The organism is Pseudaestuariivita rosea (genome assembly GCF_017592335.1).
GTDB lineage: Bacteria > Pseudomonadota > Alphaproteobacteria > Rhodobacterales > Rhodobacteraceae > Parasulfitobacter > Parasulfitobacter rosea.
Genome location: NZ_JACNMP010000036.1, coordinates 1 through 20,804 on the forward strand (window position 1 = coordinate 1; position 20,804 = coordinate 20,804).

Consider the following 20,804-nt stretch of genomic DNA (forward strand, 5'->3'; position numbering starts at 1 on the left):
CGAGACGCCGCCGAACGCACGATAGAGGCAACATGGCGCAGGATCGGTAAGCTGCTCGACCGCTTCACCCCGCAGGAATGTGCGAATTACCTTGTCAACTCAGGATACGCTTCAACCTGATCTCATCTTGCTCTAGGACTTATCCCCCGAGGTCCCGGATCAAATCCGGGACTTCGCCTGAACCGAAGGGCCGGCCTATCAAGTGCTGACCTATCTCGCGCGCAGTTTATTGTTCCAAAAATACTCCCGCCGGAGGCATAAAATCTTAGTCCACCGGCAACCCGCTGGGCACGCTATCAGGGCGGCCCAAGGGGCGGGCTTCGGCGGTTTTTCCGGTCAAGGCATTCAGAAACGCCACCAGATCGTCCACCTCGGCGTCTGTAAGCGCGATGGGGGTGATATCCAGCGCGGTGGATTGGCGGGCCATTTCGCGGGTGTCGGACTGAATGACAAAGTCGATCTCGGACAACCACGGCACATCCGGCAGTGCGGCCATTTCAGGACGCCAGGCGGCGCGGCTGCCCACGGGGTCGGCGTGGTGGCGGATCATGCTTTCCAGCGTTGGATAAGCACCGTTGTGGCCGTAAGGTGCGGTCAGGGCGACATTGCGCAGGGACGGAGTGCGAAAACGATAGGCGTCCTCTAGCGCGTCGCTTTCGCCCATGCGGCCCACATCGCGGGCATAGGGGTCAAACCGCCGTGTCCGCCCCGGACCAAAAGCAGGCAGACCAAGGGCGTAGAAGTCCTGATCAGTAAAAAGCGGTCCAGAATGGCAACTTGCGCAGCCCGCGCGGCCAAAGAACAACTGCCGCCCCCGCTCAGCCGCGTCAGGTAGGGGAGTACCTGTAAGCCAATCGTCATAGGGGCTGTCATAGCTTTGCCACTCGCTGCCGATAAAGGCGCCCAGGGCATTGCCAACCTCGACAATCGCGACCTGATCGGGGCTGTCGATATGGTCAAAAGCCGCAACGAACATGTCGCCGTATTCCGGGATCACCCGCACGCGCTTGGCGATGATCGGCCAGGCGGCGTCGATACGATCATGTATGGCGCCTGCAACATCGTTTTCCTTGGAATTTCCGGCCATTTCGAACTGTGCCGTCAGCGGGAAAAGTGCCTGCGCGACCAGCAGGTTATCCAGGCCCTGGGGCAGCCATTCTTCGGCCGGGGAATTGAAGCCGTTCTGATAAATGTCCGAAATGCTCAGCCGCCCGTCATGGAACATCACGCGGACGTCCTTGTGCGCCAGGTTCCACAGCGCGGGCGCATTGCGGGGGATGCGCTTGCGGATCGCATCGGCGCCCGTGCCGGGGGCGCGGTCGGGGCCAACACCCGCGCCGCCCTCACCAATCCCCAGGCTCAGGCCATCCGTGCCGTGGTGATCATGGTGATGGCAGGTCCCGCATGAGATATTGCGGTTTCCCGACAGTATCTTATCGTAGAACAAAAGCTGACCCAGTTTGGCCTGATCAGGGTTGATGGCGGGAAAATCATCTGCCGTGATCCGGTCGGCCCAAAGGGGCGTGGCGAAAAACAGAAGGAAGATCAGATGCTTCGCATTGCTTTTGCGTTTTTGCTGATGGCCGGGCCAGTCCTCGCCGAAATTGAAGAGGCCCGCGATCTGATGGAGGCGGGGCATTTTGAGGAAGCGCGCACAGCACTTTGGCCTGCTGCGCGGTCGGGCAATGCGGACGCTGAAGAGCTGATCGGCGTGATGTATGCCTTGGGGCTGGGCGTCGAACAGGACTACACCCGCGCCTTCGAATGGTATCTGCGCAGCGCGATGAAGGGGCATCCGGGCGCGCAAAGCGGCGTGGGGTGGTACTATGAAACCGGTCTGGGCATGCCGCAGCCCGATCTGGTGCGCGCCTATTTGTGGTATGTCCTTAGCGCCATCGGCGGCGACCCGGATGCGGCGATTTCGCAGGAAGAGGTCGTGAAAAAGATGACGCAGGAACAAATCGATAAGGCCCATGTTTTGATCAATGATTACAAGGTTTGGATGTATCCGTTTCGGTGATCAAGTGTTTTCGTGACGCATGGCGCGCGATCTATCAGGGGGACAAACAGATGAAACATTGGACACTGGTGACCGGCGCGTCAGAAGGCATCGGTAAGGAATTCGCCCGTATCGCCGCAAAAGAAGGCCGCAGTCTGGTCATCACCGCCCGGTCCGAAGACAAGCTGAACGCGTTGGCAGATGAGTTGCTCAGCGATCAGGTTCAGGTCGTGGTGATCCCCGCTGATCTGTCTGATCTGCCACAGGCCGAAAAGATGTGGGCAGGCGCCATCGATGGCCGCCGGATCGACGTGCTGGTCAACAACGCGGGGCTGGGCAGCAATGGCGCCTTCAAAAAGTTGGATAATTGGGACCGCGAACGCACGACGATTGACGTCAATATAATGGCGGCGAGCTATCTGATGAAACAGGCGATCCCTTATATGCAGGACCATGGCGGTGGCCGCATTCTGAACGTCGCTTCTGTCGCGGGGTTCATGCCGGGGCCTCAGATGGCCGTTTATCACGCATCGAAAGCCTATCTTTTGTCGCTGTCCGAAGCTGTATCCGAAGAATTGCGCGGGTCGAACGTGACGATCACCGCCCTTTGTCCCGGCGCGACGCAGTCGAATTTTTTCAACGATGCGGATATGACAAATGCCAACATCACAAAGATGGGTCCGCTGCCCACCGCAAAATCCGTGGCCGAGCTTGGCTGGATCGCCATGCGTGGCGGACGGCGGATTATTGTGACGGGTGTACAGAATAAATTTCTGGTCGCAATGGTGCGTTTTCTGCCGCGATCTTGGATCACGCGTATCGCCAAGAAAGTGCTTTCAAAGCCCGATGCGGATTAGTACCGTCCGGTAAAAGACCAATTATTAGGAGCAGTTATATGAAAAAAGTCATTTCGTTGGCACTGGCGGGGATGACAGCTGCTGCCTTGCCTTTATCCGCCCAAAGCACCGAACGCCCGACCCTGATGGACCTGTTTTCAGGCGATACGCTGGCTAATGCCATCGCGCAGGTTCTGGCAGGGGTCACGCGTCCTCTTGCGGATGTGCGCTATGATCATGTGACCGGCGATTTCATTGCAGGCGATATGGCTGTGATCGGTCTGTCTGTCAGCCCCGATCTGCCCTATTCCCAAGGGACCGATTGCACCATCACTGCCGAACGGCTGCGCATCGGCTCATCTGCATTGGATATGATCGATGTGGGGCGTCTTCGTCTGAGTTTTGATGGTGTAGTCGTGGATTTCGACTGTCTGCCGCCGGATGTCCGCCCCCCCTTTGGTTTGGCGCAGATTGAGGATATCTATATCGATCGCCTGCAGATCGAGGTCGAGTTTATCTCATCTTCCGGTGGTGGAACGCTCAGCATGGTGGCCGACGTGCGCGATGTGGCCTCGATCCAGTTTAATGCCGATGTTGATTATATCAGCTATCGTATGCCGATGGGGGGTGGGCCGGATCACATTTTTGATCCCGATACTGGTCAGATCGTTGAAGCTGACAGGCCCGCGCGGTCTGAGCCGCCGGTGGTTTATCTGAACAGTGCAACACTTTTGATCGAGGAACGCGGCGCCTGGGACAAGGCACAACGTCTGTTGCCACCGGATATGCAGACATCGGATGCCTTGTCGACCGCCGTTTCTGAAATGCTGTCTGAGGTATTCAGAAGCAATAATGGCTTTGAAAACAGGGATCTGTCGGCCGAACAAACAACCTTTGTTGAACAGGCTTCGCAGGTTGTGGCGACAATTCCCGACGGGGGCCGGTCCATCGCAATAGAAGTCACGTCAGAGGATGTACCTATTGTGATAAACCGGAAAACGGTTGATGATTTCAAGGTCTTGTTTGCCGCCCTTTCCCCAAATGTACTTGATAAACCAAGATCCCAAACGGCTGTTTTATCAACACAAATGCTGCAGGCGGCACTGAACCGGCCACGGGATCTGGCGGATGAGGATCGTCTGATCGTGGGGCGTGCCTTGCTGACCGGGCGGGGCGCGCCACGCAACATCGCCGCCGGGCGCAGATTGCTGGAACCGTTGGCTGCCAGCGATGTGCAGGCAGCCGATGCGTTGGCTGCGGCCTTGTCCCTGTCCGACCCCGAAGCGGCCTATGGCCACGCTTTGGTCGCGGCCACAGGTAATCTGCCGGGCAGTCTGGGGCGGCTTGAGGCGCTTGAGGATCGTTTGGATCTGTCCCGCGTTCTGGATCTGCAACAAGACATCAGCGGGTTTGAGCCAGACGATCCGGGCGATATTCCTGCCACGGTGGCTGATCTTCGGTCCGTTGCGCTGGCCGCACAGATCGGCACCCGCCAGCCACGCGATTACCGTCAGGCCTATTTCTGGGCCGCACTTGCAGCAGCGGCCGGTGATCGGTCGGGTGCGGATATTCGGGATGATATCGACGTCGGACTGCGGTTGCAGGGCGATTATCAGACATGGGCGCCGATTGCGGAAGAGATCGAGGCACAGGTGCTTGAAATATGGCTTGATCGCGATTTGCCAGCGCAGTTTCGATAGGTTTTCGGCAAAACCGCGCCAAACGGACAGATTGTTCCAGCTGTTCGCGCTAACGTGTTTGCAACGCGCGAACAGCCCCGTTACGCCGGGGAAAGACGCACAATTCAGCAAGGGATTTCAAGGATGAAGGCGACACGGATCGTTCAGCGTATTTTGGCGAATTACGAAGGTGAAACACCCGGGGTGAAGGGCAAGCTTTGCCAGATGCTGATGCACGGCAAGCTGGGTGGCACAGGGAAAATGATCATCCTGCCGGTCGATCAGGGGTTTGAACACGGACCAGCCCGCAGTTTTGCGCCAAATGCGCCCGGCTATGATCCGCATTATCATTATCAACTGGCTATTGATGCAGGGCTGAACGCCTATGCCGCGCCTTTGGGCATGCTTGAAGCAGGCGCCGACACCTTTGCCGGGCAGATCCCGACAATCCTGAAGGCGAATTCGGCCAATTCGCTGATGTCCGGGACGGCGGGTAAGAACCAGGCCGTGACGGCCAGTGTGGACGATGCCCTGCGTCTTGGGTGTGCGGCGATTGGCTTTACGATCTATCCAGGGTCGGACATGGCGCTGGATATGTTTGAGGAGATCCGCGAGATGCGGCTTGAGGCCGCTGCCAAGGGTGTGGCGACGGTGATCTGGTCATATCCCCGCGGTGAATCCATCAGCAAGGATGGCGAAACCGCGATTGATATTGCCGCCTATGCCGCGCAGATCGCGGCCCTGCTTGGGGCGCATATTATCAAGATCAAGCTGTCGACCGATCATCTGGAATTGCCTGAGGCCAAGAAGGTTTATGAAGAGCAAAAGATCGACATCGCCAGCCAGGCCGAGCGCGTGAAACATTGTATGGAGGCCAGCTTTGCCGGTCGCCGGATTGTCGTGTTTTCAGGCGGGGCAAAAAAGGGTGCTGATAGTGTCTATGACGATGCCCGCGCCATTCGTGATGGTGGTGGCAACGGATCGATCATCGGGCGCAATAGTTTCCAGCGGGACCGTGACGATGCGCTGGATATGCTTGGTAAGTTGATCGATATCTATAAGGGCAAGGCCTGATCCAAAGGAGCGCGCGTACCGCGCGCGCATCTTCTGGCACTTCGTGCGATTTTGGGGCTTTGCCCCAGGGCTTCGCCCGTTCGCACCTGAAACGCTCCACTGGAGCGTTTCCAAGACGGTGCTCACCCCCCAGAGTATTTTTTCCAAGAAGAAGGGGTTGGGTGATTGGTGTGGCTTGTATTAGATATGGGCTATGCCGTCTTTATGTCGTGATTGTCTGAAAATGTTTGATCGCGCGGGGCGTTGCCCGGCCTGCGGCAGCCCGCGTGTTGTGTCGCATCCTGAGCTGTTTGATCTGTCGATTGCGCATATGGATTGCGATGCCTTTTATGCCTCGGTCGAAAAGCGCGATAATCCTGAGCTGCGGGATAAACCCGTGATTATCGGCGGCGGGCGGCGTGGTGTGGTGTCGACGGCCTGTTATATTGCGCGTATCCGGGGGGTGCGGTCGGCCATGCCGATGTTCAAGGCGTTGAAGCTTTGCCCCGATGCGGTGGTCGTGCGTGGCAGCATGGACAAATATGTGCAGGTGTCGCGGCAGGTCCGCGCGCTGATGGATGAACTGACACCGGCCGTTGAGCCTTTGTCGTTGGATGAGGCTTTTATCGACCTGACGGGCACGGCGAAACTGCACGGTGCGCCGCCTGCCTTGATGCTGGCACGTCTGACCAAGCGGATGCGAGACGAGATCGGGATCACCGGGTCGATCGGGTTGTCGCACAATAAATTTCTGGCGAAAGTGGCGTCAGATCTGGACAAGCCGCGCGGCTTTTCGGTGATCGGCAAGGGTGAGACGGACGTGTTTCTGCGTGACAAGCCTGTAACCCTGATCTGGGGCGTCGGGCAATCGGGGCAGAAAAGTCTGGAAAAAGCAGGCATTCGCACCTTTGCCGATCTGTTGCGGTGGGAGCGTGAGGATTTGCAGGCGCGGTTTGGATCGATGGGCGACCGGCTGTGGCATCTGGCGCGGGGACAGGACAGGCGGCGGGTATCGTCGCGCAGGCCTGTGAAGTCGATTTCGAACGAGACGACGTTTCACGATGACACGGCCGATCCGGATATTCTGGATGGCCACATCTGGCGTATGGCCGAGAAGGTCAGTGCGCGCGCCAAGGCCAAGGATCTGGCGGGTCGTGTGGTGACGCTGAAGCTGAAGCGGGCCAATTTTGCGTTGCTGACCAAGCGGGTGTCGCTGCGCGAGTCGACCCAGATCGCAGACCGGATTTACCGGGTCGCACGTGATCTGTTCGATCAGGTGGGGGATCAGGGGCCTTATCGATTGTTGGGGGTCGGACTGTCTGATCTGGTTGCGGCTGACGTAGCTGATATCTCGGGCGATTTGCTGGACCCCGATGCGGAAAAGCGCGCGCAGGCGGAACGTGCGACGGATGCAATCCGCGAACGCTTCGGTAAGGACGCGATCGTGAAGGGGCGGGCGCTGCGTTAGTTGGTCATCAAGGCTGCGACACCGGGCAGGGTTTTCCCCTCCATCCATTCCAGAAAAGCGCCGCCTGCGGTTGAGATATAGGTGAAATTATCTGCGGCACCGGCCTGGTTCAGTGCGGCTACTGTGTCACCGCCCCCCGCGACCGATGTCAGTTTGCCAGCTTTCGTCTGATCCGCGGCGATGCGGGCCGCAGCTTTGGTGGCGGTGTCGAACGGGGCTATTTCAAAGGCGCCAAGGGGGCCGTTCCAGATCAGTGTTTTCGCGGTTTTCAGCACCGCACCGATCGCCTGGACCGACTGTGGCCCTGCGTCCAGGATCATGGCGTCGGGCGGGCAGGCATCGGCGGCGACGGTTTCGTTTTCAGCACCCGCCTTGAATTCGCGGGCGACAACAACATCGGTGGGCAGGACGATCTGACACCCCGCATCACCGGCCTTTTGCATAATGTCGCGTGCGGTATCCGTCATGTCATGTTCGGCCAGAGACTTGCCGACATCGACGCCTTGTGCGGCCAGAAAAGTGTTCGCCATGCCACCGCCGATGATCAGATGGTCAACCTTGCTGACCAGATTGCCAAGTAGGTCCAGCTTGGTCGATACCTTTGCCCCGCCCACCACCGCGACAACAGGGCGTTCAGGATTGCCAAGGGCGGCTTCCAGTGCGCTCAGCTCGGCTTGCATCAGACGCCCCGCACAGGCGGGCAACAGATGCGCCAGCGCTTCGGTCGAGGCATGGGCGCGGTGCGCGGCGGAAAACGCATCGTTGCAATAGATATCCCCAAGCGAGGCAAGGCGACCCGCAAAGCCTGGATCATTCTTTTCCTCGCCCGGCGCAAAGCGGACGTTTTCGATCAGCAGGATATCCCCGGGTCGCAGCGCCTGAACCGCCGCGCCATAGTTGCCATCGGCGAATTTCACGGGCTGATCAAAGGCTGTCTCAAGCGCGGGCAACAGTTGGCGCAGGCTCATCTCGGGGACGACTTGCCCCTTGGGTCGGCTGAAATGTGCCAGCAGAATAGGGATGCCGCCCTTGGCCAGGATATCCTTGACCGTCGGTACGATCCGGTCGATCCGCGTGGTGTCTGTCACGCGACCGTCTTCCATCGGTACGTTGATATCGACCCGCGTCAGCACGCGTTTGCCCGCCAGATCCATGTCGTCGAGTGTTTTCCAGCCCATGTCGTCCTCCAGTTTTGTCCCCTTAGTCGCGCGAAGGGACGGCCGCGTCAACGCCCCTGCTTGGCATTTGGCAGCGATCCCCTTAGGGTCGCGAAAATTCTAAAGTCAGGAGAGTCCAATGGCCGATATCAAAGACCCGGAAAATACGATCATCATCACTTTGAAGGGGGGCGATGTGATCATCGAACTGCTGCCGGATGTGGCGCCAAAACACTCTGAACGGATGAAGGAACTGGCCCGCGCCGGTGCCTATGACGGTGTGATCTTTCACCGGGTGATTGAAGGGTTCATGGCGCAGACGGGCGATGTCGAACACGGGCGCAGCGGGCCTGATCTGAACATGGGGCGTGTGGGGCAGGGTGGCTCGGATCTGCCTGATCTGCCCGCTGAATTTTCGAAGCTGCCGCATGATCGCGGCACCCTGGGCGCGGCGCGGTCACAGGATCCAAATTCGGCAAATTCGCAATTTTTTATCAACTTCAGCGACAACAACTTCTTGAACGGACAGTATACGGTCTATGGCCGTGTGATTTCGGGGATGGAGCATGTGGATGCTATCACACGCGGTGAGCCGCCTGCAGACCCCGACACTATGATGCAGGTCCGGGTGGCGTCCGATGCGTAAGCTGGCTTTGTGTTTTGTCCTGATGGCCAGCCCCGCGCTGGCCACCGAATTGCAGATCCAGGTTGAGGGCGAGGCCAATGGCACGATCACCATTGATCTGCTGGAAGATGTCGCACCGGCCCATGTGGAACAGATCGTCAGCCTTGCCGAGGCCGGCGCCTATGACAATGTGGTCTTCCACCGCGTGATTGACCGCTTCATGGCGCAGACCGGCGATGTCGAATTCGGGCGGATGGGCATGGATATGCGTATGGCTGGGCGTGGCGGGTCGGACCGGCCCGATCTGCCGGCCGAGTTTTCGGACGAACCCTTTGACCGCGGCGTCGTCGGTATGGCGCGCACAGCCGATCCGAATTCGGCCAACAGCCAGTTCTTTATCATGTTCGGCCCTGCGCCGCATCTGAACGGGCAATATACGGTTGTAGGTCGCGTGACGGACGGGATGGATGTGGTTGATGCCATCAAACGCGGGTCTGGTCGCAACGGCGAGGTCAGCGGTCAACCCGATGTGATGACCCGAGTGACCGTGACCGAATAAACTCTGCGCGAGCGGGGTATCTTGCGGGCTTCTTCTTTGTCTAGAGTTCTGACAAATGGAGGAGCCCGATGCGTTTCATAAAAAACCTTACAATTCTGCTTGCGGTCAGCCTTGCGACTGCGGCCTTTGCCACGCCCGATCGTTGGCAGTCTGAGTGGAAACAGACGAATTTCGACAAACGCAGCATTGGTGATTGGTCCGAGATCATTTCAGGCGGGCCGCCAAAGGACGGTATACCGGCGCTGGTGGATCCTGACTTTATCGCAGTGTCCGATGAAAGGCGCATCGGTGATCGCGAACCGGTGATCACGCTTGAGATGGCGGGTCAGGCACGCGCCTATCCGGTGCGCTATCTGACCTGGCATGAGATCGTGAATGATGAGTTTGCGGGCGTCCCTGTGGCAGTGACCTTTTGTCCCTTGTGTAATTCGGGCCTGAGTTTTGACCGGCGTGTGCGCGGGCAGGTGCTGACCTTTGGCGTGTCGGGCAAACTGCGCAATTCCGACATGGTGATGTATGACCGCGAAACCGAAAGTTGGTGGCAGCAGGCTATCGGCGAAGGCATCGTGGGCGATATGACAGGCGTGGAATTGGTGCAGCTGCCAAGCTGGATGGAAAGCTGGGCCGAGTTCAAGGCGCGCAATCCCGGTGGTCTGGTGATGGATCAGCCCGATTATCGGCGCAATTATGGGCGTAACCCTTATGTGGGCTATGACAGCTCGGACAAGCCGTTTCTGTATAACGGCGAAATGCCGCCCCATGGAATTGATCCTTTGGCGCGTGTGGTGCGGGTCAGTGATCGGGCCTGGCCGTTTGAGCGCCTTGCTTCGGGTGAAATCCGCGAGGTGGGTATGGTGATTAGTTGGCAGGCCGGTCAAGCATCAGCCCTGGACAGCAGTCGCATTTCTGAGGGTCGTGACGTGGGCACCGTACGGGTCCGCGATGCAGAAGGGCGCGATGTGCCCCATGATGTGATGTTCGCTTTCGCCTTTCATGCCTTCTGGCCGGAAGGCCGGTGGATGTTATCAAACTGAGCGCGCTGACGCGCGCGTTTCTTCTGGCACTTCGTGCGGTTTGGGGCTTTGCCCCAAGCCCCAGAGTATTTTTCCCAAGAAGAAGGTTGGTTGGTCATATTTCTAGCGTATTTTCGTATAATGCCTTGCGTCATTAAACGTTGTGAAAGGTGAAAAATGCGAGTTATTGGAAAAGTCTTGCTTGCCGGCGCTGGGCTGATTGTGATGACGAACGGCGCTTATGCATATGATTTTGGTTTTGTTCGTGCGCCTGACTGGATGGATCCCTATGTTCTAGGGCTTTTGCTTTTGCAGATTCCGTTTTTTCTTGGGCTGATGGTGACAAAACCGTCTTCTGTTCCTTTTAACCAGCTTTACCGGGCTGATTTGCCGCCAATGGCGAGGTTTTTTCACCGGGCGTGGGGGGCGATATTTGTCGTCTTTATGATTTTTGTCTTCGTTGGTATGGGGCTGGCCCGCGCATAGGTATTTTGCTGCGGGTCGAGGCGGCAGTCGAAAGCCAAGCCGTTAGCGGGCTATGCAGCCACGTACCGCCGAGTTCTTTTGCGGCGGCGCCTGTGCCCAGTTTGAAACGGGCGAGGCCGGGTGTGGTTTCGGTGTCGATTATGCCCAGATCAAACAGGGTATGCGCTTGTGCAGCGAGCCATTCGATGGCCTGCCATATCAGAAGTGTGTGAGCGTTGTGCAATCGTCCAAGTGGCGTTGTGTGGCCGATGTGATAGGTTGCGCGGGGCCCGTGCCGTAAGATGAGTATGGCTGCGATGGGTTGCCCCTTTAATGTGGCCGTGAAAACCTGTGCATCGCCAGGATTTTTGTGCGCAAATGCGACGGTGACACTGCCGGGCCAGGCGCGGTATCCCCGTTGGCGCTGCTGCGCGGCGTCCAGATCCAGCAGCCAGCGGTGTTTGGCGGGGTCGAAGGGTTCAACGCGTGTTTTGATCGCATCGCTTTCGGCAGCAACCAGGCGATTGCGCCATTTCTGTTTCAGTCGGCCACGTCGGTCTGCGGTGCTGCCGCGCAGATCAAGCTGTGCCACATGGGCCGGTGTCATGATCTGAAGATGCCCCGTCTCTGCAAAGCCACAGGCAGTTTCGGCGTTCGTGATCAGCGCGAACTGTGGCAACGCGCGGCGCAAGGCAACCAGAGCGTCTTGTCGGTCGTCACTATCCAGGATCGGACCGCGTGATACAAACGCGCTGGCCCGACGACAGATAACCTGAGCCGCGCCATCCTTGCCCGGGCGAAAGCTGCGGACGGTCTGGCCGCATGCCTCAAGGGCGCGCGCAAACGCGGGGTGCTGCTGCAGCGGCGCGTCCAGATCATCGGGCAGCGGGCCTTCGGTCAGTTTCATGGCGCGCATTAACCATATGGAAACCTAACGGGGGGTTAATAAGACCCATGTCAAAACGCGTTTACGGAATATCGGCGCCCACGCCGCGCATCACCAAAACCGCCGCTTTTCTGGTGGCGACCGTGATTTCGGTTCCGGTTTTCGTGTTGCTTACACTGGTGGATTGGGTGGTGTAGGAATCGCTTTTTGAATGCGGCGCCACCCGAAACAACAGGATAGTGATAGACACGTCCTTTCTTTATGGTGTTAACTTCAGGCGAAATCGATTTAGGGAGTTGCTGCATATGGGCCTGTTTAATTTTTGGAAAAAAGAAGAAGATCCTGCGCCCGAAGCCGAGGCCGTCAAAGAGCAGATCAAGGATTTGGGTCTTGATACCTCTGGCATGGATATATCAGTTGACGGTGATGTTGTGAAAGTCACTGGAAAAGCCGTCAGCCAAGAGGTGAAAGAGAAAGTCATCATGGCGGCTGGAAACCTGAACGGGGTTGCTGCCGTTGAAGACGAAGTGGAAGGGGCTGCGCCCGTATTTCATGAGGTGAAAAAAGGTGACACTTTGTGGAAAATCGCTGAAGATACTCTTGGGGATGGCTCGCGTTATCAAGAGATATTCGAAGCCAATCGTCCTATGCTAAGCGATCCTGACAAAATTTATCCAGGCCAGATGCTGCGTATTCCTCAGGATGGTGGCGCATCTGCTTAGCCTTTGTTCATAAAATGATTTTCACGCGGGGCGCATGTATCGCGTGAATGCCCAATCGTCTGCACGAATTTGCCATAAAGCCACTGCAAGTCTACCTGCTATTGATGTTTAACGCAGGTGCTGCAGCATGTCCCATTTAACACAGACCGTTCAGGTCGTTCTGGTTTTCGATAACGCCTCTGCGTTTGATCAGCATTTTTCCGATCTTTCCCAGATTGAACCGCGGCTTACGCAGGCCTTGCAGGATTTTGGTCCGTGGCAGTCTTTGCAGGGGTACAACACCCCCAATCATCTTGGTCTGGCCAATGACACCCAGCATATCACGATGCAGCGCTTTGATGAGCAGATGCAACTGGGCGGCTTTGCTGACGTTCTGGCGAATCCATTGATCACAAACGGAAACCCCGGTTTGGCCAAGGCCGTATTGGAACACCAGCGTGCCTTTCTGATTGAGGTCGGCCCTGGCAGCGTGCCGGGGTTTGCGGCTGCTTTGGCCCAATCCGGGATCGCTGATGCACTGGGCGGCATGGACACCGCCGAGATGGGTCTTTCAGATGATCAGGCGGGCTATGAAAATCGCCTGTTGCTGGCACAAAGCCTGACATCGGCGATGATCCGGGAAATGGCACCAAGCGCTGTGCATTGGGTCCAATCGCAACAGATTTTTGACGCAGCCGCGTTCAACAGTCTGGTGGCCGAAGGGTTTTCGCTGCCGCTTTATTGTGGGCCTTTTCTTTATGGCGGCGAACAGATGCCCGACGGGTCGGTCAAGGTCGGCATTCGCGCATTGGGGTCCCAGAACCTGTTGGGAAAGACGGTTATATTCGCGCCCGACGTGCAGGATTGGTCACAAAGCTACATGCAGGTTCTGGCCTTCATTGCCTATTGCCGCAGCATTGGTCGTCTTTTGGGGGACGGGGAAACCATGGCCTCGGACGCCGCGGATGCCACTGTGGTGCGGGTCAGCCATAAAAACGACATCCCGCAATTGCCGGACGGGTATATCGAGTTAAGCGTGGACGGTCGCAGCAACGCAGAAGCGTCGTCCGGAAAAGTCCTCCGCGCGGACGAGGCGAAACTGAACGCCGCAGCCCGCGGGTCACGCGATCAGCTCAATCAGCCAAAGCGTGCGCGGGGCGGATTGCTGGCAAGGTTGTTTGGGTCGAAGAAGTGATCTGTTCCTGAAGCGCCGCCTTAGAACATAAACACTTGGCTCAACCAACCCGCCCGGTGGGCACCACCGGGCAGCGCCCGACCGCCCCCATGGGCGGGCGCTTCACGCCCACCCGCGGACGGCCGCTGCCCTCAACTTCCAATGCGTGTATTTCAGATTTTCAGAGCACTTTCTGGAATAGGCCCACACGTATCTATGAATTCTTGCTGAACGGTCCTACTGATCCGACAACTGCACCAGCGCATGGCGTTTTTTGCCGGCGCTCAGTTTGATTGGGCTGGCCAGGGCTGTGGCATCGATCATCATACCGGCGTCGGTCAGCGGTTCGTCGTCCAGCCGCGCGCCGTGTTCGGAAATCAGGCGCTTGGCCTCTTTCCCTGACTTCGCCAGGCCGGACCGCACGATCAGTTGCACGACCGAGATACCATCGCCCACCTCATCCACTGTCAGGGCCAGCGTCGGCAGATCGTCCCCCACGCCGCCTTTTTCAAAGACTTCGCGGGCGGTTGCCTCAGCCGCCTCGGCGGCCTCAGCCCCATGCAGCAGGGTGGTGACCTGATTAGCCAGGATAATCTTCGCCTCGTTGATCTCGGACCCCGCCAGCGCACCCAGGCGGTTGCATTCGTCCACCGGCAGTTCCGTGTAGAGCTTCAGAAACCGGCCCACATCCGCGTCCGTCGTGTTGCGCCAGAACTGCCAGAATTCATACGCGCTGAGCATATCGGCATTCAGCCAGACCGCGCCGCTGGCCGATTTGCCCATCTTCTTGCCGTCCGACGTCGTCAGCAGGGGTGAGGTCAGGCCGTAAATCTCATGGTCCAGCACGCGGCGGGTCAGGTCGATGCCGTTGACGATATTCCCCCACTGGTCCGATCCACCCATCTGCAGCAGACAGCCATACCTGCGATTTAGCTCAAGAAAATCATAGGCTTGTAGGATCATATAGTTGAATTCCAGAAACGACAGGCTTTGTTCCCGGTCCAGCCGCGATTTGACGCTTTCAAATGACAGCATCCGGTTCACACTGAAATGCCGCCCGATGTCGCGCAGAAAATCGAGGTAGTTCAGATCGTCCAGCCATTCGGCATTATTCAACATCAGCGCGCCGGTTGGGCTGTCATCATAGCGCAGATAGCGGTCGAAAACCCGCTGCATGCCATCGATATTGGCGTCGATCTGATCCGGCCCCAGCAATGGACGTTCGTCGCTGCGAAACGACGGGTCGCCCACCTTGGTCGTGCCACCCCCCATCAGCGTGATCGGCTTATGCCCGGTTTTCTGCAACCAGCGCAGCATCATGACGTTCAACAGATGCCCCACATGCAGTGACGCCGCTGTCGCATCATAGCCAATATAGGCGGGCACAACACCTGCCGCCAAAGCCTCATCCAGACCCTGATAATCCGTGCAATCGGCCAGATAGCCGCGGTCCATCATGACAGCAAGGAAATCGGATTTGGGGTGATAGGTCATGGTCTTGTCCTGTTTGGCGTTCCGCGGCATTCTATAGGCGTTGACGGGCGAAAGGGGAAGGCCATGCAGACAGGTGATGCGATGCGGGTGCTGGGGGCGATGTCGGGCACGTCGCTGGACGGGGTTGACGCGGCCGTGATCACGACGGATGGCCACCGCATTCTGGACATGGGTCCGACGGCCTATCGCCCCTATACCGATACTGAACGCGACGTGCTGCGGGCCGCGCTTGGCCGCTGGCCCGGTCCGGAAGTGGCGCAGGCCGCGCGGGTGGTTGAGGACGCGCATCTTGAGGTTTTTCAAGGATTCGAGGACGTGGACCTGATCGGATTTCACGGTCAGACCCTGGCCCATGACCCCGACCGAGGCCGGACGCATCAGGTGGGCAATGGACCCCGGATTGCAGAACAATTGGGCGTACCGGTCGCCTGGGATTTCCGCAGCGCTGATGTGGCCGCAGGCGGGCAGGGCGCACCGCTGGCATCATTCTATCACTTCGCCTGTGCCAAATGGATGGGCGCGACCCAGCCTTTGTGTTTTCTGAATCTGGGGGGGGTGGGTAACTTGACATGGGTTGACCCGCGTTTTGATCGGCCAGAGGACGCGGGCGCACTGCTGGCCTTTGACACCGGACCAGCCAACGCCCCGATCAATGATCTGATCACCGCGCGGCTTGGTCAAAGCTACGACGCGGGCGGCGCGCTGGCCGCGGGTGGGCAAGCGGATCATGCGGTGGTTAAGGCATTCCTGCAGCATGACTATTTCCTGAAATCGCCCCCTAAGTCCTTGGATCGGGACGATTTTCCGGGCCTGCTGGATCAAGTGTCAAGCCTGTCAGACGCTGACGCTGCAGCAACCCTTGCGGCCTGTGCTGTGGCGGCGGTGGCCAGGGGGATGGACCACTGCCCCGAGCCGCCCGCTCAGGTTCTTGTCACAGGGGGCGGGCGTCATAATGCTGTTTTGATGGACGGTTTAGCTCGGGCTTTAAAATGCTCTGTTCTTTCCGTTGATGATGCGCAAACAACAGAGGGCCTCGCCGGCCCGAGGGTGGCGCAATCGCGCCGCCCTGGGGGGCGGGTCGGCGCGGCCCGGTGGTGCCCACCGGGCGAGGATAAGGATCATAATACCGGCTTGAACGGTGACATGCTGGAGGCCCAAGCCTTTGCCTTCCTCGCCGCGCGGATCTGGCACGGTCTGCCGATCACCGCGCCAGGGACAACGGGCGTCAAAACCGCGATGACGGGTGGGCAGATCAGCGGCCAAAAGGCGGCGTAACAAGATGGGAACAAAGCTATGCTGATGGCCAGTTTTATATTCACGGAAAAGCATCTTGATGATGAATTTTTCAAACTTGATGCGATGATCGAAGAAGCGGCCATAGCAACGCCGGGGTTTTTAGGAAAAGAAAGCTGGATCGCTGCGGATCAGTCAAAACGCAATTCGGTTTATTACTGGACCGATAAAGATGCGTTGGATCAATTTGCGCGTCATCCCCTTCATCTGAAGGCAAAGCGACAGTACGAAAAATGGTATGGCGGGTTTCATGTTGTGATCTCTCAGGTCACAAAATCATACGGTGACAGCCAATTTGACCACGTTACGCCCAACAGTCGGCCTGGTCGCCACAGATAGGCATCGGGTACTTAAAGCGTCAGCCTTCGGAAATATCAAACCCCTCTGCCGCCAGCTCGAAGCCCTCAAATTGGAACGCAGGCGACACCGTGCAGCCGACCAGGGTAAAATCGCCCGTTGTCTCGGCTGCCTGCCAGTGACCGACAGGCACGATGATCTGGGGCATCTGGCCGCCCGCGATATCGGGGCCCAGCACATGGCTGACCGCCGGGCCGGTGTCATCGGCGCTGATCCGCAGCCGCAAGGGGGCGCCGGTGTAGAAGTGCCAGATCTCGGCCGCATCCACACGGTGCCAGTGGCTACGCTCGCCGGCCTTCAACAGAAAGAAAATCGCCGTTCCTGCCGCACGCCCGGCATTCGTGGCGTCGGCAATCCAGGTCTGGCGATACCACCCGCCCTCAGGATGCGGCGCCAGATAAAGGTGCTCGATCAGATCATCCGCCGTCATATCTGCCGCTTTCGTTGTCTTTTCGCCACGTCCTGTGGCGTTTCTGCATGATCTCTTGGAACAAGAGAAGGTTATTGATAGTTTAACTTGATATTATGGGGAATCTGCAAATGCCAGCATATGAATACAAGGTTGTGCCCGCCCCCAAAAAGGGTGTGAAAACCCGCGGCGCCAAAGGGGCCGAAGGTCGGTTTGCGAATGCGCTGGAAGATTTGATGAATACCTACGGCGCGCAGGGCTGGGAATATCTGCGCACCGACACATTGCCGCAGGAAGAACGCAGCGGCCTGCGCGGCAAAAGCACGCTTTATCAGAACATGCTTGTGTTTCGCCGTGAGCTTGGCGTTCAGATGTCTGACCTGCAGCCCGAATTGATGGCCAAGCCCACACCGGTTGTGGTGCGGGCCAAGGTTTCGGAAGACACAACGCTGTCTGATGCGAAGCTGGCCGCCGAATAAACCCGTCGTAAGGCTTTGATCTAAAACCTAATTCAGATCCAGCGCCAGGGCGTGAATACGACCCATGATGTCCTTTCCGATCGCATCATGCACCGCACGATGCCTTTCGATCCGACTCATCGGGCCAAGGGCCTCTGCCGTCATGCGCACCTGAAAATGGCTTTCCCCACCTTCCTGATAACCGGCATGACCCCTGTGGGCCTCGCTGTCATCCACCACGTCCAACTCACTTGGGCGAAAGCTTGCCTCTAACCTTTGCCGAATTTCCTCGGTCACTGACATTTTTTTGTTAACCCCCTTTTGTCTTTCTCAGGAAAGTCTAAACTCTGTCGTCCGAGTCGAAAAGGTGAGGCGAGCGATATGGCGAAAAATGATCCCTTTGGTTTCGATATGTCGGTTTCATCGGCAAAAAAGAAAAATCCCCGTGGCCGCAGGGGGATGTCGGGGGCGTTTGAGACCTCGCAGCGGGTCTGCGACAAGCCTGGGTGTCAGGAACCGGGCAAATATCGTGCGCCCAAATCTCCCGATTCGCTGGATGATTTCTTTTGGTTCTGCAAGGAACACGTGCGCGAATATAATCTGAAGTGGAATTATTTTGACGGGTCCAGCGAAGAAGAGCTGTTTGAGCAGATGGACAAAGACCGCGTGTGGGAACGTGAGACAAAGCCCTTTGGCAAGTCCGAAGAACAACGCGCCTGGGCCCGGCTTGGCATCGATGACGCGCATCAGGTGCTAGGCGAAAACGCCACGCGCAATCCGGGCAAAAGCATCACCGGCACCCGCAAACTGCCCCCCAAGGAACGCCGCGCGCTGGATATCCTTGAGGCGCAGGATCACTGGACCAAGGCCGAAATTCGCAAGGCTTACAAGGGTTTGATCAAGATACTTCACCCTGACATGAACGGCGGCGACCGATCCGACGAAGAACGCCTGCAAGAGGTCGTCTGGGCCTGGGATCAGGTCAAGGAAAGCCGCAATTTCAGGGATTGAGTTTCGGGTTGGCAAGAATGGTAAAAAGCCCCTGATTAGTTTCGAAACTGCGTCTGTACCATTGGCGTGGTGTTCGCATTAGACGAACTTGACAAGTTTTACACGTCTTTTTTACGCGACAGATGCTCTCGCTTTAGAATGCCCATGATTATGTCATCGTACCATTTTCCAGAAATTCGAGCGGACTCTCGTTCGCGTCCTTCTTCAATAAAACCACAAGCCATGTAACATCGAATGGCGCGTTTGTTGAACGCCAAAACCCGTAAATCTACCCTGTTTAGGGTGATTTCTTCAAATGCATAATCCAACACTTTTTGTATTGCTTGCCGTCCAATACCCTTTCCAAGATCGCCTTCGCTCAGCAGACCAAGTGCTAATCTGGCTTTCTGGTCCTTTTGATTGATATCGTCTAACCGTGCCTGTCCAACAATGCGGCCATCAGCGGTTATGACCCACGCGCAGGGGTGATCGATTAATTTCTGGACCCACCGAGTTGCAGTTGTCCGGCTGGTCTGAAGGGACCTTGTTGGTTCACCGCCATACATTCGAATAATCTCAGGCGAGGATGGATAGCTCATGCGTTGCTCAACATGATCCAAGCTAGGTGCAACAAGTTCAACCGCCTTTAGCATTCGAAAAAGTTGCCAGCAAAAAGGGATCACTACAAGTGATTGAAACACTATCATCTTCGTTTCAGAAGCTGATCAATTTGAAGTTGGTGCCGACATCCTAGAACGCCGGCGCCAGTCTGTATCTACCCCCGACTATCCGCAAACGCCACTGATCCCGTCCAGCTTGGGATCACGCGGTCGGGGGCTTCGTTGGCAAGGGGGACGCATTTCGACAGAAGCCAGGTTTTCTTGGCAATCCCGTCGCTTTCGCGGCATAAGGCGCCGCTGGATTGGCCAAGGGCCAGGAAGCCACCGACCAAAGCAGATGCCGCCGAAGTGCCCCCGAACCGGCAGTAATACGACCCGAATTCGCGGATGCCGGCATCGGGCACAGTGCCCTGGAACGGGCTGCGGGAATAGCCGTGCACGCCGGGCACATCGGTTGAGATGATATCGAAATGCGAAAACTTGCGGTTCGAATTGATCGGCGGCACGCCCACGCTGCTGTAGGAATGGCGCTGTTCGTCCAGACGCACCTCGGCTGATGAAAACGCCTCGGCGTCGTCACTGGGGGCGAAAACCGTCACGTTCTGGTGCGATGAATAGCTGCTGATGTAGCCCTTGGCGTTGACCGACCCGACCGAGATAATTCCGTTATTATCATCGGCCAGATTGGCGGGGTAAATGCCGTAAAGCTCATTGCTATTGCCACCGGCGCAGACCACGGGCCGGTTGATCGACACGTTGATGATCAGCTCGGCCAGTTCGTTCCACAGTTCAGACATCTCATGGGTCAGTTCCTCGGGCGAGGTCAGCTCCATCAGTGATTTGCCGTCGATCTTGATCTGAGACAGCTCGGGGTACATCCGCGTCGGATCGGGGATCGTGCGGGGCAGAACGACAACATCCGCGTCAATCAGTTCGGCATACAGGAACGCCACGATCAGCGATTCCGGATCAATGTCGAAGTTGGTGGAAATCGGGACGATTTCGCAATTCGGATCAACGCCGCGATAGGGTAGGGGAATTTGCGAAGGCTGGACCGCACTGGCGCCATAGACCTCGCTTTCAACCGTTGCGCGGCCGCCGATCAGACCGGCAATCGCCGTGCCGTGGGATGAAAATGCAGGCGAAACGGTGGGCTGCACCCCATCAACCCAGGATCGCGACCCATGCGACAGGCGGTCGATAAATTCGGACAGGATCGCCGCCGTGCGCGGCAGACCCGCCGTGACACCAGTCGCCGTATTCAGATCAATCGCCCCCAGTTTGTCGTCGGGATCGTGATAGGAAAAGGCCCCCAACCGATTGGAAAACAGATCCAGCGACAGATCGTGATTGATCGCATCCTTCAGGTTCGGGTGATCGACCGCCACAGATGTATCGATCATCGCAACCCGGATGGGCTTTGTCGTCTGGGCTGATGTGCCGCTGGATGGCGCATGATCACTGTCCAGCACGCCCATGGTCACCAGATGCCACAGGGCGTCATAGTCAGTATAAACTTCCTGAGCAATTTCAACATGTTTTTGCATTTTTCAAATCCCTGTAAGGTC

24 protein-coding genes are annotated in these 20,804 nt (G+C 57.6%); 16 read left to right on the plus strand and 8 right to left on the minus strand.

The window, feature by feature from the left end:
- Positions 1-265 precede the first annotated feature (265 nt).
- Positions 266-1,639 carry a cytochrome-c peroxidase gene (locus H7848_RS16745; protein WP_208353802.1) on the minus strand — a complete coding sequence of 458 codons (1,374 nt, stop codon included), beginning with the start codon at positions 1,637-1,639 and terminating at the stop codon, positions 266-268.
- On the opposite strand from H7848_RS16745, the gene H7848_RS16750 reads away from it, so the two are divergent.
- From H7848_RS16750 to H7848_RS16770, 5 genes are all read left to right on the plus strand, one after another.
- Positions 1,580-2,020 (plus strand): tetratricopeptide repeat protein, encoded by a 441-nt coding sequence (locus tag H7848_RS16750; protein WP_419555522.1) that lies wholly within the window; start codon positions 1,580-1,582, stop codon positions 2,018-2,020. The genes H7848_RS16745 and H7848_RS16750 overlap by 60 nt on opposite strands.
- A 50-nt stretch (positions 2,021-2,070) precedes the next feature.
- Positions 2,071-2,856, plus strand: a complete 786-nt coding sequence (locus tag H7848_RS16755; RefSeq protein WP_208353805.1) for an SDR family NAD(P)-dependent oxidoreductase — start codon at positions 2,071-2,073, stop codon at positions 2,854-2,856.
- A 38-nt stretch (positions 2,857-2,894) separates the two neighbouring features.
- A complete protein-coding gene (locus tag H7848_RS16760; RefSeq protein ID WP_208353807.1) occupies positions 2,895-4,535 on the plus strand; it encodes a hypothetical protein in 1,641 nt (546 codons plus the stop codon).
- Positions 4,536-4,658: 123 nt separating this feature from the next.
- Positions 4,659-5,588, plus strand: a complete 930-nt coding sequence (locus H7848_RS16765) for a class I fructose-bisphosphate aldolase (protein ID WP_208353809.1) — start codon at positions 4,659-4,661, stop codon at positions 5,586-5,588.
- Between the two features lie 193 nt (positions 5,589-5,781).
- Positions 5,782-7,035 (plus strand): DNA polymerase IV, encoded by a 1,254-nt coding sequence (locus H7848_RS16770; RefSeq protein WP_208353812.1) that lies wholly within the window; start codon positions 5,782-5,784, stop codon positions 7,033-7,035.
- Here the strand turns inward: H7848_RS16770 and H7848_RS16775 are convergent.
- Positions 7,032-8,213: a phosphoglycerate kinase gene (locus H7848_RS16775; RefSeq protein ID WP_208353814.1), complete on the minus strand. Its 1,182-nt coding sequence runs from the start codon at positions 8,211-8,213 to the stop codon at positions 7,032-7,034. The genes H7848_RS16770 and H7848_RS16775 overlap by 4 nt on opposite strands.
- A 118-nt stretch (positions 8,214-8,331) precedes the next feature.
- Between H7848_RS16775 and H7848_RS16780 the strand changes: the two genes are divergently transcribed.
- The 4 genes from H7848_RS16780 to H7848_RS16795 all read left to right on the plus strand — a co-directional run bounded on the left by H7848_RS16780 (position 8,332) and on the right by H7848_RS16795 (position 10,875).
- On the plus strand, positions 8,332-8,838 hold the full coding sequence (locus tag H7848_RS16780; protein ID WP_208353817.1) for a peptidylprolyl isomerase: 507 nt from the start codon (positions 8,332-8,334) through the stop codon (positions 8,836-8,838).
- Positions 8,831-9,376, plus strand: coding sequence for a peptidylprolyl isomerase (locus tag H7848_RS16785; RefSeq protein WP_208353820.1), 546 nt, complete (start codon positions 8,831-8,833; stop codon positions 9,374-9,376). The genes H7848_RS16780 and H7848_RS16785 overlap by 8 nt, the downstream gene beginning before the upstream one ends.
- Positions 9,377-9,444: 68 nt before the next feature.
- Positions 9,445-10,410: a DUF3179 domain-containing protein gene (locus tag H7848_RS16790; protein ID WP_208353823.1), complete on the plus strand. Its 966-nt coding sequence runs from the start codon at positions 9,445-9,447 to the stop codon at positions 10,408-10,410.
- Between the two features lie 156 nt (positions 10,411-10,566).
- Positions 10,567-10,875, plus strand: coding sequence for a hypothetical protein (locus tag H7848_RS16795; RefSeq protein ID WP_208353826.1), 309 nt, complete (start codon positions 10,567-10,569; stop codon positions 10,873-10,875).
- Here the strand turns inward: H7848_RS16795 and H7848_RS16800 are convergent.
- Positions 10,832-11,761 (minus strand): GNAT family N-acetyltransferase, encoded by a 930-nt coding sequence (locus H7848_RS16800; protein ID WP_208353827.1) that lies wholly within the window; start codon positions 11,759-11,761, stop codon positions 10,832-10,834. The genes H7848_RS16795 and H7848_RS16800 overlap by 44 nt on opposite strands.
- 47 nt (positions 11,762-11,808) lie before the next feature.
- Between H7848_RS16800 and H7848_RS20225 the strand changes: the two genes are divergently transcribed.
- From H7848_RS20225 to H7848_RS16810, 3 genes are all read left to right on the plus strand, one after another.
- The gene (locus H7848_RS20225; protein ID WP_272874423.1) at positions 11,809-11,937 is read left to right on the plus strand and encodes a hypothetical protein; all 129 of its coding nucleotides are present in this window, start codon (positions 11,809-11,811) and stop codon (positions 11,935-11,937) included.
- A 108-nt stretch (positions 11,938-12,045) separates the two neighbouring features.
- Positions 12,046-12,462: a peptidoglycan-binding protein LysM gene (gene lysM, locus H7848_RS16805; RefSeq protein ID WP_208353830.1), complete on the plus strand. Its 417-nt coding sequence runs from the start codon at positions 12,046-12,048 to the stop codon at positions 12,460-12,462.
- Between the two features lie 127 nt (positions 12,463-12,589).
- Positions 12,590-13,636 (plus strand): hypothetical protein, encoded by a 1,047-nt coding sequence (locus H7848_RS16810; protein WP_208353833.1) that lies wholly within the window; start codon positions 12,590-12,592, stop codon positions 13,634-13,636.
- Positions 13,637-13,852: 216 nt separating this feature from the next.
- Here the strand turns inward: H7848_RS16810 and tyrS are convergent, their stop codons facing one another.
- Positions 13,853-15,109, minus strand: coding sequence for a tyrosine--tRNA ligase (tyrS, locus tag H7848_RS16815; protein ID WP_208353836.1), 1,257 nt, complete (start codon positions 15,107-15,109; stop codon positions 13,853-13,855).
- 63 nt (positions 15,110-15,172) lie between these two features.
- Here tyrS and H7848_RS16820 point away from each other — a divergent pair, with 63 nt between their 5' ends.
- Together H7848_RS16820 and H7848_RS16825 are read left to right on the plus strand one after the other, a co-directional pair.
- Positions 15,173-16,384, plus strand: a complete 1,212-nt coding sequence (locus tag H7848_RS16820; RefSeq protein ID WP_237072816.1) for an anhydro-N-acetylmuramic acid kinase — start codon at positions 15,173-15,175, stop codon at positions 16,382-16,384.
- A 24-nt stretch (positions 16,385-16,408) separates the two neighbouring features.
- Positions 16,409-16,741: an antibiotic biosynthesis monooxygenase family protein gene (locus H7848_RS16825; RefSeq protein WP_237072817.1), complete on the plus strand. Its 333-nt coding sequence runs from the start codon at positions 16,409-16,411 to the stop codon at positions 16,739-16,741.
- Positions 16,742-16,760: 19 nt separating this feature from the next.
- On the opposite strand, the gene H7848_RS16830 is transcribed toward H7848_RS16825, so the two are convergent.
- On the minus strand, positions 16,761-17,189 hold the full coding sequence (locus tag H7848_RS16830) for a cupin domain-containing protein (RefSeq protein ID WP_208353841.1): 429 nt from the start codon (positions 17,187-17,189) through the stop codon (positions 16,761-16,763).
- Positions 17,190-17,299: 110 nt separating this feature from the next.
- On the opposite strand from H7848_RS16830, the gene H7848_RS16835 reads away from it, so the two are divergent.
- Positions 17,300-17,647, plus strand: a complete 348-nt coding sequence (locus tag H7848_RS16835; RefSeq protein WP_208353843.1) for a DUF4177 domain-containing protein — start codon at positions 17,300-17,302, stop codon at positions 17,645-17,647.
- A gap of 27 nt (positions 17,648-17,674) precedes the next feature.
- On the opposite strand, the gene H7848_RS16840 is transcribed toward H7848_RS16835, so the two are convergent.
- On the minus strand, positions 17,675-17,929 hold the full coding sequence (locus H7848_RS16840; RefSeq protein WP_208353846.1) for a BolA family protein: 255 nt from the start codon (positions 17,927-17,929) through the stop codon (positions 17,675-17,677).
- A gap of 78 nt (positions 17,930-18,007) precedes the next feature.
- Between H7848_RS16840 and H7848_RS16845 the strand changes: the two genes are divergently transcribed.
- Positions 18,008-18,637: a DnaJ domain-containing protein gene (locus H7848_RS16845; RefSeq protein WP_208353849.1), complete on the plus strand. Its 630-nt coding sequence runs from the start codon at positions 18,008-18,010 to the stop codon at positions 18,635-18,637.
- A gap of 98 nt (positions 18,638-18,735) precedes the next feature.
- Here H7848_RS16845 and H7848_RS16850 read toward each other — a convergent pair whose 3' ends face one another.
- Together H7848_RS16850 and H7848_RS16855 are read right to left on the minus strand one after the other, a co-directional pair.
- Positions 18,736-19,323, minus strand: coding sequence for a GNAT family N-acetyltransferase (locus H7848_RS16850; protein ID WP_336512142.1), 588 nt, complete (start codon positions 19,321-19,323; stop codon positions 18,736-18,738).
- A gap of 68 nt (positions 19,324-19,391) precedes the next feature.
- Entirely contained in the window at positions 19,392-20,783 is a 1,392-nt protein-coding gene (locus tag H7848_RS16855) for a S8/S53 family peptidase (RefSeq protein ID WP_208353852.1), read from the minus strand.
- Positions 20,784-20,804: the final 21 nt, after the last annotated feature.